This is a genomic window from Nitrospinota bacterium (genome assembly GCA_016208975.1).
Taxonomy (GTDB): Bacteria; Nitrospinota_A; UBA7883; order UBA7883; family JACRLM01; genus JACQXA01.
This window is the reverse complement of the sequence record JACQXA010000004.1, coordinates 696,139-708,532: the sequence shown is the minus strand read 5'-3', so window position 1 is coordinate 708,532 and position 12,394 is coordinate 696,139. Positions and strand designations below refer to the sequence as shown.

Sequence of the window (12,394 nt, the reverse complement as noted above, 5' to 3'; positions counted from 1 at the left end):
GAAGGTGGCAAAGACAATGGATAACGCGATTAACTGGAAGAAGATACTGGTAATCGGCGCGCTTCTGCTGGCGCCTCTGGCGCTCACTCAGTGCGGTTCCGCCGGTGAACAGAACTCCGCGGAGGAGAAGGTGGGCCCGGTGGGCCCCACTTATCCCAGCAGATATTACTTTGACTTGTCGGTAGCCCCTATAATCGTACAGAGCAACGGCACCGTCACTTTCACCGTGCAGGTCCACGATTCCCGCGGCAACGTGGCGGGCGGGGTTTCGGTGATCCTTGCCGGGCCGGACACATCCACCTCGGGGGTTACGGACAGCAACGGGTTCTTCTTTGGTGTTTTGGAGGTTAAGGGGACGGCTGGTAGCATAATTTACGTTACCGGTACGGTGGAGGATATGTCCCTGACCATACCGGTGCAGGTGATACCGTCCACCAGCGGCGGTGGAAGCACCGGCGGCACTACTGGCGCCTAAAGATCGGTTGGCGGTTTAGTGGTAAAGACCCGAAGGGCGCGGGTGCCTTTAGGCTCCCGCTCCTACGATATAATTATTGGCGAAAGCCTGCTGGGCGATAAGGCCGGGCGGCTTGTAGCCGGGCTTGGCGGCCGGGTCCTTATGGTTTCGAACCGCAAGGTATTCGGGCTGTACGGACGCAGGCTTGGCGAAGGGCTCACGAAGGCCGGCGTGAAGTGGGAAAAGCTCCTGCTTCCCGATGGTGAGGAGTTCAAGACCATGGAAACCGCAGGCCGGATACATGACCGGCTGGTGGAAGGGAAGTACGACAGGGACTGCCTGGCGCTGGCGCTGGGCGGTGGAGTGATAGGCGACATAACCGGGTTCGCCGCGGCGACATATATGCGCGGCGTGCGGTTCGCGCAGGCGCCCACCACGTTGCTGGCCCAGGTGGACAGCTCGGTGGGCGGGAAAACCGGGGTGAACCACCCGAAAGGCAAGAACCTTATCGGGGCGTTTCACCAGCCGAGCCTGGTTATCTCGGATGTTGGAGCGCTGGCCACATTGCCCGAAAAGGAAGTTTTGGGCGGGGTGGCGGAAGTTATAAAATACGGATGCATAGGTTCGGCGGGCTTCTTTAGGTATCTTGAGAAACACGTTGAAGAACTGGTGGCCCTTCAGCCGGGCGTGACCGCATACTGCGTTGAGGTCTCTTGCCGGATGAAGGCGGAGATAGTTGGGGCTGATGAGCGGGAATCGGGCCTTAGGGCCATACTGAATTTCGGCCACACCGCGGGGCACGCGGTGGAGGCGGTGACCCGGTACAAAAGGTTCACCCACGGCCACGCGGTGGCCATGGGAATGGCGGTGGCGGCCAGTCTTTCAAGAATGAAAGGCGGGCTTGGCGCCGCCGAGGCTGAAAGGGTAATCTCGCTGATCAGGCGGGCGGGGCTTCCGGCGGAAATTCCGCGGGACATTGAACCAGGAGCCCTGCTTGCGGCCATGGAGCGGGACAAGAAGGCGAAAGCCGGCGTTGTGCGGTTCGCCCTTCTGGACGGAATAGGCAAATGCTCGGTTCGCGGAGATGTTACCCGCGGCGAGGTGTTAGAGGCATTAAGGGAACGCAGGCGGGGCGGCTGACGCTCCGTGGCGTTTATGACGACAAAAACCTTTGGAAGGTGGGATGCTAAGATGAACAGGAACCGGCGTTGGGCCAAAACGGGAATGGTCATCGCGGCTGTCATGGCCTTTGCTACGGCCACGTTGACCGGTTGCGGTAAGACAAACTCCGAAACAATACCATCCTCCGCCCCCAGCCTTACGCTGGACGTGACCGGAGCTTCCAAGGACTCCGAGGGCAGGTACTCCATCCGGGCGAACGCCCGCGACTCCATCGAGGTGACGGCCACGGTGAGCGGGCTGTCTTCGCTGGTGGGCTTCTATGTTCCATCCGGGTACGGGACATTTACCGGCGGCACGGTGAACACCCTCGACGGGTTCACCTATTACATGGCCGACAGGAGCGGCAAGGCCCGGGCCACCTTTGTGGCTGGCGCACAGGGCACCACATCCACCGGCAGGATAGACATGGTGGCGCGGTCGCTGGACGTGGAGGCTACAGTGCCCCTTTCATTCGATTTCGCCACACTAACCATCCTGCCCGCCTCCATAACCATAACAGACGTTAGCGCTCCGGGGGTTTACGTTTATGCCAGGGGCGGATTGCCGCCTATCGAGTGGTTTGTTTCCGACCCGAGGGTGCTGGCGTTCAACGTGGTGAATGATACCACCATTGAATTGTACGTGGTGGACGCCGCGGCCTTTACAGGTACGGTATATACCCTCGATGCAATTGACAAAGAGGGGCAAACCGCCCAGATAAACGTTACGTTGGGCGGCGCTACTGCCTGCACGGCGGCCACTATAACCGCAAATCCGACTTCGGTCAGCAAAGGGCTAGGCGCAAGCACGGTTGTGTCCATCGTGGTGGTGGATTCAAACCAGTCCGCCGATACTGTTGAGGTGATTGTCAGCGGCTCCACGTCAAGCACCATGACCCTGACGCAGTGGGGCGGGCCCGGCATCTACGAGGGTAGCATCACATTGGTTGGTGACGGAAGCACGCTCCCGTACACTTTCTCCTACTCTGGCGGATCTGGCTCCGGTTGCCAGCCGACGGTGGCTACGGTAAGTGTGACACCGGCGTAACCGCTACGGCTTAAACCGCAAACCAGCCCCGGGATTCCAACAGAGTCCCGGGGTTTTCATTTACAGACGGGGATTAAACAACTATCCTTGCCGGTAAATAATGTGACGCTGGACGGATATGGAAGACGACAGGCTTAACGCGGTGGTAACGAAACGGGTGGAGGTTGCCCCCGGGCTTATTATCCTGCAGGCGCGGCCGGACGGATGGGAGCTTCCGGATTTTACCCCCGGCCAGTTCGCCATTTTGGGTTTGCCTTCCTCCGCGAAGAGATACTGGCTGTCTGATCCGGAGGGGCAAGATATAGCTGAAGGCTCCAGGATGATAAAACGCCCCTACTCCATCACCACTTCATCGAAGAACAAGGAGTACCTGGAGTTCTACATCACCATGATACGGTCCGGCCAGCTGACGCCAAGGCTTTTTAACCTGCTGGAGGGGGACAGGTTTTACATGTCGCCGAAGTTCCGGGGCCTGTTCACCATAGACATGGCCCCGCCCGAAGCCAACATCATAATGATCGCCACCGGCACGGGCCTTGCCCCGTTTATGAGCATGATCCGCTCCAACATGATCATGGACGCGGGACGCAGGTTCATCATAATCCATGGCGCGCGCCACTCATGGGACTTGGGCTACAGGGCGGAGCTTTCCACGCTGTCTTACCATCAGCGGAACCTCACGTACATCCCCGTGGTCAGCCGCCCGGAAGATGAGCGCGCCGGCTGGGTGGGCATGAGCGGCTATGTGCAGAATGTTTGGACGCGGAAGATCATCAAGTCAATAACCGGGTTCCAGCCGAAACCGGAGGATACCCATATTTTCGTCTGCGGCTCACCGGACATGACCGATAGCACAGTGAAGCTACTGGAACTGGATGGATTTGAAGTGGCTAAAGAGGGGGGCAAAGGCCAGGTGCATGTGGAGAAGTACTGGTGAGGTGACGGTTTCCCTTCCCATAATGAAGAACAGCTGTTTTAACTTTATTGCCCCCACCGTTTGAACAGCTCATGCTCCACCCCCAGTTGGTCCATGATTTTACCCACCGTGTGGTTTACTATGTCGTCCACCGTTTGAGGGTTCGAATAAAATCCGGGCATGGGTGGCAAAATCACGGCGCCTAGAGTTGACGCCTTCAATAACAGCTCCAAATGGCCCCGGTGAAGGGGCGTTTCCCTGGGTACCAGGATAAGTTTGCGTCCCTCTTTTAACGTAACGTCCGCCGCCCGCGACAGAAGATTGTCCGCCCGGGAGAAAGCTATGTCGGACAATGTGCGCATCGAGCAAGGCGCCACAACCATCCCTCGGGTTTTGAACGTGCCGCTTGAGACAGGCGCCGCCAGATTGTGATAGTCATGGACAACGTGGGCCAGGGCCCGGACTTTTTCTAGGGCCCAGCCTGTCTCGATACCGATGTTCTTTTCGCCCGCGGGCGTAATTACCAGATGTATGGGAGCCTCCGGCGCGCACTTGCGGAGGGATTCCATAAGGCGGATTCCGTAGATTACGCCGGAGGCGCCGGTGATGCCTATCACCACCGGCGCGCCACTTACAGCCACGGCGTTATCGCTCATCAGTCGCCTTCCAGAATTCCGCCGATACCCGCAAGCCCGCCTAACAGGGAGCCTTCATCTTTCCCCCGCCCGGGAAGCGCGGCGGCGTGTATCCTGCCAGCCAGCCGTGAGAAAGGGAGCGATTGCAACCATACGGTACCGGGCCCGCGCAGGTTTGCGAAGAAGAAGCCTTCCCCGCCGAACAGGGCGGATTTTATGTTGCCCACGAACTCGATGTCGAAATTCACCGAGGGTTGCAGGGCCACAAGGCAACCGGTGTCCACCCTCAGGGTTTCGCCCGCCATGAGGTCTCTTTTCACGATGGTTCCGCCCGCGTGGATGAAGACATATCCGTCCCCCTCCAGCTTTTGCATAATGAAACCTTCGCCGCCAAAAAGGCCCACGCCGATCTTCTTCTGGAAATGAATGCCGATGGAAACGCCCTTGGCCGCCGCCAGGAACGCGTCTTTCTGGCAGATGAGCTTACCGCCCATGTCCCTTAAGTCCACCGGGATGATTTTCCCCGGGTATGGCGCGGCGAAAGCCACCCTTTGTTTGCCAGCCCGGCCGCCATGGGTGAACACGGTGGTGAAGAGAGACTCGCCGGTGATAAGCCTTTTGCCAGCGCCCAGCAGTTTGCCCATCAGCCCTCCCTGCTCCTGGCCGGACCCGTCGCCGAACACGGTGGACATTTTTATTTCCTGGGTCATATACATCATTGCCCCGGCCTCGGCCACGGCGCTTTCCTCCGGATCCAGTTCGATCTCCACAAACTGCATCTCCTCGCCAACGATCTGGTAGTCTATCTCGTGGGCTACCTGAGTGGAGGCGGCCAGCGGCGGTGGAGCCATAGAGGCGCCAGACGCGGTACCCGTCGTAAACTGCGGCAGATGTTTAAGCTTCGTCCAACTCATCATGCCGGGCCCGTACAGCAGGGTGTCACCGTTCAACGTCCCAAGCTTGTAAAGCTCCCTTATCTGATCCTCTGAAACGGGGCCCTGGCTGGCCGAGCCCTGGGCGTAAAACCATTCAGACATAGCTCCTCCAATTCGAAATTTAAACTCCAACCCAGATTTTACTATAAACCCCGCCTGCCGGGAGCCGTGCGGTCATGAAAATATTTGACAGGTAAACGGCTTTTTCGCAATATAGTGAACGAACGTTCGTTTTTATAGCCTGTTTGGAGAATCCAATGGCCCCCAGGATGAATGTGGAACACATGGAAGCCAGAAAACGGCAGATTGTGGACGCCGCCTGCACCTGCTTCTCCCGTAACGGATTCCACAAAACCACCATGCAGGACATCTGCGCCCGGGCTGGCATGAGCCCCGGCGCGGTGTACCGTTATTTCCCCGGCAAACAGGCGATAATCGCCGCAATGCCGGAACGGGAAAGGGTCGAAAACCTCGCCATCATAAAAAACGTGTCGGAAAACTCCGATGGCGGCGCATACGGGGCGCTTACCAATCTTGCCGACATATTTTTTGAAAAGCTTAGTTCCATGCCGAAACAGGACGTGCGGCTGGAGGTGGAGCTTTGGGCCGAGGCGTTGCGGAACCCGGCCATCCTCAAGGCGTGCAAGTCGAACACCGACAGCCATATAAACGCCTTCGCAAAGATTATCCGGCAGGCGCAGAATAGCGGCGAACTTTCGCCCGGGGTGGACGCGAAGACTTTGTCTATTGCGCTGATCAATTTATATGTAGGGCTTCTCCAGCTTATGAGCATGGGCGCCAGGGTGGACATGAAAGAATACCTCAAACAGATAAAGGCCATGGTGGGGTCGTTTTTCAATCAGGCGGAGGCGAGGTGACCAGAGCAACCTTTTTAGTAACGGCAATATTTTTTATGGCGGGCGCGCCCATGGCCACCGCCGGGGAGACGGCCGTTAAAAAACTTACGGTGGACGATTTTGTGTCCATGGCCGGGGAGCGGAGCGTGGACACGCAAATAGCAAAAGCGCGGCTGGCCCACGCCACAAGCCGCCGGAGCGAGGCTTTCGGGCTGGTACTGCCGGATGTCGATTTTTCGGCCACCTATCGCCATGAGGGGAATGTGCCCAAGTATGAGATATCGCCGGGCCAGAGCCTGAGTTTCCAGCCGGACGAAAACTATTCGCTGGACGCGTCGCTGAACCAGTGGATTTACTCCGGGGCCGTGGGCGCCGGGTATGACGCGGCCAAGCGGCTGGAGGCTATGGCGGAGAACGGCGTTACAGCCGCGCTCAACAACGCCGTGGCGGACGTGAAAAGCAAAGCGTTCGCCGTTCTTCTGGCCAGACAGGTTATAAGCGCCTATGAGGATACGGTGGAGCGGGCCGGGGCGCATCACGCCGACGCAAGGGACAGGGAGGCGCTTGGGCTGGCCACAAGCTACGATGTCATGCGGTTCGCCACAAGCCTGGCGGAAGCGCGGGCGGCGCTGATAGGCGCGAAGAACGATTATTCAAGGGCATTGTCGGCCCTTTTGGAGAGCGTGTCCATGGATCCGCTGGAGCCGGTGGAAGTTGACGGAGAGTTGGTTTACGAACCGCTGGAGACTAGCCTTGAAGAGGCTCTGGAAAGCGCCCGAGCCTTCCGCCCGGAGTTGCTTGCGGCCCGTGCCGGCCACGAAGCCGCCGAGAATATAGCGCGGGCCGCCAAAAGCGAGCTATATCCCACCGCCAAGCTTTTCGGGGCCTATCGTAGCTCCAATAGCGATTTCCGTGGCGACGGCAGTTTCGGCTGGCGAAACGAATGGAACGTGGGCGCGAAAGTGGAACTCAACCTGTTCGACGGGGCCGAGCGCGCCTCGCGGGTGAACCAGAGGCTGTCCGAGCGGGAGATAGCCAGGCTTGAGATGGAACGGGCGGAGCGGCTTACGGTTATGGAAGCCAAATCCGCCTTCGACGAATTTACGCGGGCCAAAGAGCTTGTGGAGAGCCAGTCGCTAAACGTGGAGCACGCCCGGGAGACTTACAGGATAGTCAGCGAGAGGCGCCGCGTGGGCATGGCGACGCATCTGGAGCTGTTGGACGCGCACGGGGCTTTGACAATGGCGCAGGTAAGCCATGGCCGGACGTTATATGGACACGCCGTGGCCAGGGCGCGGCTGATCCGCGCCATGGGCCTTTCCGCCGCCGGGGAGAAGATTGATGCGAAAAAACAAAACTAGCCTTGTCCTGTTCACTGTGGCGGCCATGGCCGTTTCCTGCTCCGGCTCCGCCGCGCCGCCACAGCAGAACGCCGCCGAGAAGAAAACGGTGAAAGTCAAAGTGTCGAAGATCGAGCCGGGCGAGTTCAGGCAGGACCTCACCCTCAATGGGGTGGCCAAGGCGTGGAAAGAAGTGGTGTTGGCGTTCGAGGCCGGGGGAAGGGTGGCGCGCCTGGGTTTTGAGAAAGGCGCCAGAGTGAAAGCGGGCCAGCCGCTTTTATGGCTGGACGGTTCCACCGCCGCCGCGGACGTGGCCGCCGCCCAGGCGGCGAGGGACCTTGCGGCGCTGGAGCACAGGAAGCTTAAGGCGCTCGAAGAGCGCAAAGCGGGCGTCTCCGAGTTTCAGATGGAGCAGGCCAGGCTGAACCAGGACGCGGCGGAGGCCCGGCTTGCCGGGGCCAGCGCGTACCTCGCCAAACATGTCATCAAGGCTCCCCTGTCCGGGGCCATGGTCAACCGCGAGGTGGAGGTGGGCGCCATAGTGGCCCCGGGCCAGCCCTTGGCCAGGCTTGTGGCGGTGAACCCGATAAAAATCTCCGTAGGGTTGCCGGAAAAATCCATGGTGGATTTTTCCGAAGGGAAAAAGGCGAAGGTCACTTTCGACGCTTTCCCGGACAAGGAGTTTGAAGGGAAAATAAGTTTCATCGCCCCGGCGGTGAACCCTGTTACGCGGGTGTTCGATTGCGAGGTCACCGTGGATAACGGTGATATGAAGATATTGCCGGACATGAGCGCCAAGGTAACTTTCGGGCGTAGCCTGGGGCCGGATTCCATAATCATCCCGCAGAACGCCGTGGTGGAACTGGCCGACGGCCATGCGGTGTATGTGGTGGAGAAGGGGGTTACGGCCCGGCAGAGGCGGGTTGTGATTGAGGATGTCTCCGGCGAGTTGGCGCTGGTGCGCTCCGGTCTTGCGGCCGGGGATGAGCTGGTTATATCTGGCCAGCGGAGTTTGGTGGACGGCGACCGCGTGGAGATTTCCGGGAAATAAACCGTGACCAGAATCACAGAGTTTTCCATCAAGAACTACATGGCGGTTTACGCCATGGTTCTTATTATCGCCGTCATTGGAACAAATTCGTTTTTCACCCTGCCCAGGGAATCTTCGCCGGACATCACCATACCCTTCGTTATCGTCACCACGGTGTATCCGGGCGTTTCCCCGGCGGACATGGAATCGCTGGTGACCCGGAAAATCGAAAAAGAGCTGAAGAGCATAGAGAACATAAAAGAGATGCGCTCCTCATCCAAGGAGAGCATCTCTGCGATAACGGTGGAGTTTGAGCCGTCGGTGGATATAGACACCGCCTTGCAAAAAGTGCGCGATAAGACGAGCTCGGCCCGTTCGGAGATCCCTTCCGAAGCCGAGGAGCCGGTGGTGACGGAGATAAGTTTCTCCAACATCCCGATACTGTACGTGAACATGTCCGGAGGGTATGGCCTGCCCCGGCTCAAGAAAGTGGCGGATGACCTAAAGGACAAGATAGAGCAGATACCCGGTGTGCTGGAGGCGCGGGTGGCCGGGGGGCTGGAGCGCGAGGTGCAGGTTAACGTGGATCCGGCGCGGCTACGCTATTACGGGCTGGCCATGCAAGACGTGGAAGACGCCATCGCCAGGGAGAACGTGACCATCCCCGGCGGATCCATAACCCTGGGTGACTACAAGTACCTGGTGCGCCTGCCGGGGGAGTTTGAGGATTTCCGGATCATACGGGATATCGTTATCCGGTCCGTGGACAACAAGCCGGTATATGTGCGGGACCTGGCGGAGGTGAAGTTCGGGTTCAAGGAAACAAGCACAATGGCCCGGCTTAACGGGCAGGAGTGCATCAGCATATCCGTTGTGAAGAGGAGCGGCGAGAACATAATAGAAGTGGCCGATGCGGTGAAGGCCCTGGTGGCTCAGGAGGAGCGCTCGTTTCCCCGCTCTACCAAGGTGGTTTACACCGCCGACCAAAGCCAGGACACAAAGACGTTCTTAAGCGACTTGGGCAACCACGTGGTGACCGGCGTGACGCTGGTGGTTATCACCCTTTTCTTCTCGCTTGGCCTGCGGGCGGCGGTATTCGTGTCGCTGGCGATCCCGTTTTCCCTATTGATCATGTTCGGAGTGTTGTCAGCGGCCGGCATAACGCTGAACATGGTGGTGCTCTTCTCCATAATCCTCGCGCTGGGCAGGCTGGTGGACGACGCCATAGTGGTGGTGGAGAACATATTCCGCCACGCCGAAGAGGGGGCGGACGCGAAGACCGCCGCGCTGGAAGGGACCAGGGAGGTGATAGTGCCCGTCATCACCTCCACCATGACAACCATATGCGGGTTCCTGCCCATCATTTTCTGGCCGGGGATAATGGGCGAGTTCATGGTGTACATCCCGTACACAGTTATCATCGCCCTGCTGGCGTCGCTTTTCGTGGCGCTGGTGATAAATCCCACCATGTGCGCCACGATGCTTAGCGTTAAAAGCAGGAGCAAAAGTTACGCCCAGCGCTCCGAGGAGGAAATGGGGCCGCTGATGCGCCAATACCGGCGTGCGCTTATATGGGCGTTAAACCACCGTGGCAAGACCCTGGCGGCGTCGTTTGGGGCGTTGGTGATGATCATCGCCGTTTATTCCGTGGCTGGACACGGGGTGGAGTTTTTCCCATCGGCGGACCCAAGAAAAACGTTTGTGGAGCTGGAGGCCCCCACAGGCTTTACGGTGGACGCCACGGACGCGCTTACACGGAAAATAGAAGCGATAGTAAAAAAGTATAAAGAGACGCAGACATACGTGGCCAACGTGGGCGTATCCGCCGGGGTGTTCGATTTTTCCGGGATGGGCGAATCCGGGCCGGGGAACAAGGCCCGGGTGATAGTGGATTTCATACCCCGGGAAGAACGGGAACATTCCACCAAACTCATACAAGACGAGATCCGCGCCGCCGCCACCGGGGAGATTGTAGGGGCCAGGGTGCGGGTGAGCGCCGAGCAGATGGGCCCGCCGGTGGGGGCCCCCATCAACATAGAGGTGTTTGGGGACGATTACACCGTTCTTGCCGACGTGAGCCATACGCTGGAGGATGTCATCTCCAAGGTTCCTGGCGTGGTGGACGCGGAGAACAATTACTCGGCGGGCATGCCGGAGCTGAGGATAGAGATAGACCGGGAGAAGGCCGCAAGCTATGGGTTGAACACCACCGATGTGGCCGGGGGAGTGCGCGCCGCAATCTACGGCTCCAAGGCATCCATATACAGGGAAGGGAAAGACGAGTACGACATCCGCGTCCGTTACACCGAGGACAGGCGCGACGGGTTTGAAAAGCTGAAAAGTTATTTCATCCGCCACGAGGGCAAGGAAATACCCTTGAGCGCCGTTACGAAGATAGACACGTCATCGGGATATTCGGACATCATGCACTTGGACCAGAAGCGGGTTATTTCCGTGGGGGCACAGGTGGCGGCCGGGTATAACAGCGCCGCCACGTTGGAGACGGTGAAAAAAACCGTAGCCGAAAAGGTGAAACTGCCCGAGGGCGTGCAGATATCCTATACAGGCGAGGAGAAGGAGCAAAAGGAGGCGGAAACCTTCCTGACCAACGCCTTTTTCACCGCAGTGTTCCTCATCGCCCTGGTGCTGATACTGGAGTTTAACTCCATAGTCACCCCTTCTATAATCCTCACCTCGGTCGTGCTGTCCATAATCGGCGTGCTCATCGGGCTTCTGGTAACCATGAGCCCCTTCGGCATCATCATGACCGGCATAGGCATAGTGAGCCTGGCGGGGGTGGTGGTGTGCAACGCCATAGTGTTGCTGGACTACACCATAAAGCTCCGTGAGCGTGGGATGCCCAAGTTCGACGCCATCGTCACCGCCGGGCTCACCAGGCTCCGGCCCGTCCTGCTTACCGCAATAACCACCATCCTTGGCGTGGTTCCCATGTCACTGGGGATAAGCTTCGATTTTAACAAGATGAAGTTCGCCATGGGGTCGGACTCCACGGAGTTCTGGGGTCCCATGGCCGACGCCATAGTGTTCGGGATGGGTTTCGCCACTATACTTACGTTGGTGGTGGTGCCCGCGCTTTATTCCCTGCTGGACTCGTGGATGTCCCGGTTTTACGGGGTGTCGCTTACCCACGACGGGAAGGATCACGCCCAAGGCTGAGTTCCGCCCGGCGCGCATGCGATTCCATTTGCAAACCGCGCCCGCGAGGGGCAAAATTGCATTTTGGGCCGGCGTGGCGGCTTAAATTTAAAATCGCGCAAGACACTTTATTACCGGTTCTGGATATGATGAAAGATAGAGACGATTTCGTCCGGAATTACCAGTACGTCCTCGACGAGATGAAGGTTGGGGACTCGTGGCGTCTCTTCCGCATCATGTCCGAGTTTGTGGAGGGGTTCGACCTGCTCTCCCGCCAGGAGCCCATGGTGTCGGTGTTCGGCTCGGCCAAAGCCGCGGAGGACGACGTTTATTACACGATGGCCGACCAGTTGGGAAAGAAGCTTTCCGAGGCTGGCATAGCCGTGATAACCGGCGGCGGGCCGGGCATCATGGAAGGAGCCAACAAGGGCGCCATGGAGAGTGGCGGCAAGTCCATCGGTGTGGAGATAGACCTGCCTTTGGAGCAGGAGGGCAACCCTTATACCGACCCCAAAATAAAGGTGCGCCATTTCTTTGTGCGGAAGGTGATGCTGGTGAAATATTCCCAGGCCTTCGTCATTTTTCCCGGCGGGTTCGGCACATTGGACGAGCTGTTCGAGGCGCTAACCCTCATCCGCACCAAGCGGACGCTTCCTTTTCCGGTTATCCTGGTGGGGCGGGATTTCTGGCAAGGTCTGCTGGACTGGCTCAGGAACAGCCCCATGGACCGCCGTTACATAAAGCAGGAGGACATGGACGCGCTTACCATCACAGACGACCTTGAGGAGGTTGTGAGGGTATGCCAGCGCTCCATATTGGATTCTACTAAAGCGCGCTGGATAGTGGAAAGCAGGGGGGCATGA

The 12,394-nt window shown here is 58.6% G+C and carries 11 protein-coding genes; 9 read left to right on the top strand and 2 right to left on the bottom strand.

The features are described from left to right. Positions 1-16: 16 nt before the first annotated feature. From HY751_06995 to HY751_06980, 4 genes are all read left to right on the top strand, one after another. On the top strand, positions 17-475 hold the full coding sequence (locus HY751_06995) for a hypothetical protein (protein MBI4666136.1): 459 nt from the start codon (positions 17-19) through the stop codon (positions 473-475). Positions 476-493: 18 nt separating this feature from the next. Continuing rightward, the gene (gene aroB, locus HY751_06990; protein ID MBI4666135.1) at positions 494-1,594 is read left to right on the top strand and encodes a 3-dehydroquinate synthase; all 1,101 of its coding nucleotides are present in this window, start codon (positions 494-496) and stop codon (positions 1,592-1,594) included. Positions 1,595-1,645: 51 nt separating this feature from the next. Next, complete coding sequence (locus HY751_06985) at positions 1,646-2,662, top strand: hypothetical protein (protein MBI4666134.1); 1,017 nt, start codon at positions 1,646-1,648, stop codon at positions 2,660-2,662. A 118-nt stretch (positions 2,663-2,780) separates the two neighbouring features. Next, entirely contained in the window at positions 2,781-3,599 is an 819-nt protein-coding gene (locus HY751_06980; GenBank protein ID MBI4666133.1) for a ferredoxin--NADP reductase, read from the top strand. A 44-nt stretch (positions 3,600-3,643) separates the two neighbouring features. Here HY751_06980 and HY751_06975 read toward each other — a convergent pair whose 3' ends face one another. Then, on the bottom strand, positions 3,644-4,234 hold the full coding sequence (locus tag HY751_06975) for a UbiX family flavin prenyltransferase (protein MBI4666132.1): 591 nt from the start codon (positions 4,232-4,234) through the stop codon (positions 3,644-3,646). Next, positions 4,234-5,250 carry a TIGR00266 family protein gene (locus tag HY751_06970; GenBank protein ID MBI4666131.1) on the bottom strand — a complete coding sequence of 339 codons (1,017 nt, stop codon included), beginning with the start codon at positions 5,248-5,250 and terminating at the stop codon, positions 4,234-4,236. Before HY751_06970 ends, HY751_06975 begins: the two co-directional genes overlap by 1 nt. Positions 5,251-5,405: 155 nt before the next feature. Between HY751_06970 and HY751_06965 the strand changes: the two genes are divergently transcribed. The 5 genes from HY751_06965 (at position 5,406) to HY751_06945 (ending at position 12,394) form a co-directional block, all read left to right on the top strand. Further along, positions 5,406-6,026, top strand: a complete 621-nt coding sequence (locus HY751_06965; GenBank protein ID MBI4666130.1) for a TetR/AcrR family transcriptional regulator — start codon at positions 5,406-5,408, stop codon at positions 6,024-6,026. A 35-nt stretch (positions 6,027-6,061) separates the two neighbouring features. After that, positions 6,062-7,366: a TolC family protein gene (locus HY751_06960; GenBank protein ID MBI4666129.1), complete on the top strand. Its 1,305-nt coding sequence runs from the start codon at positions 6,062-6,064 to the stop codon at positions 7,364-7,366. Then, positions 7,347-8,396 (top strand): efflux RND transporter periplasmic adaptor subunit, encoded by a 1,050-nt coding sequence (locus tag HY751_06955; protein MBI4666128.1) that lies wholly within the window; start codon positions 7,347-7,349, stop codon positions 8,394-8,396. The genes HY751_06960 and HY751_06955 overlap by 20 nt, the downstream gene beginning before the upstream one ends. Before the next feature lie 3 nt (positions 8,397-8,399). Then, positions 8,400-11,552, top strand: coding sequence for an efflux RND transporter permease subunit (locus HY751_06950; GenBank protein ID MBI4666127.1), 3,153 nt, complete (start codon positions 8,400-8,402; stop codon positions 11,550-11,552). Positions 11,553-11,677: 125 nt separating this feature from the next. Then, on the top strand, positions 11,678-12,394 hold the full coding sequence (locus tag HY751_06945) for a TIGR00730 family Rossman fold protein (GenBank protein MBI4666126.1): 717 nt from the start codon (positions 11,678-11,680) through the stop codon (positions 12,392-12,394).

Excerpts from the sequence above, each read along its gene's own strand:
- HY751_06995 (MBI4666136.1), top strand. The coding sequence starts at position 17 with ATGGATAACGCGATTAACTGGAAGAAGATACTGGTAATCGGCGCGCTT.
- HY751_06975 (MBI4666132.1), bottom strand. The coding sequence starts at position 4,234 with ATGAGCGATAACGCCGTGGCTGTAAGTGGCGCGCCGGTGGTGATAGGC.
- HY751_06945 (MBI4666126.1), top strand. The coding sequence starts at position 11,678 with ATGATGAAAGATAGAGACGATTTCGTCCGGAATTACCAGTACGTCCTC.
- HY751_06980 (MBI4666133.1), top strand. The coding sequence starts at position 2,781 with ATGGAAGACGACAGGCTTAACGCGGTGGTAACGAAACGGGTGGAGGTT.
- HY751_06965 (MBI4666130.1), top strand. The coding sequence starts at position 5,406 with ATGGCCCCCAGGATGAATGTGGAACACATGGAAGCCAGAAAACGGCAG.
- HY751_06970 (MBI4666131.1), bottom strand. The coding sequence starts at position 5,250 with ATGTCTGAATGGTTTTACGCCCAGGGCTCGGCCAGCCAGGGCCCCGTT.
- HY751_06960 (MBI4666129.1), top strand. The coding sequence starts at position 6,062 with ATGGCGGGCGCGCCCATGGCCACCGCCGGGGAGACGGCCGTTAAAAAA.
- HY751_06955 (MBI4666128.1), top strand. The coding sequence starts at position 7,347 with ATGCGAAAAAACAAAACTAGCCTTGTCCTGTTCACTGTGGCGGCCATG.
- HY751_06985 (MBI4666134.1), top strand. The coding sequence starts at position 1,646 with ATGAACAGGAACCGGCGTTGGGCCAAAACGGGAATGGTCATCGCGGCT.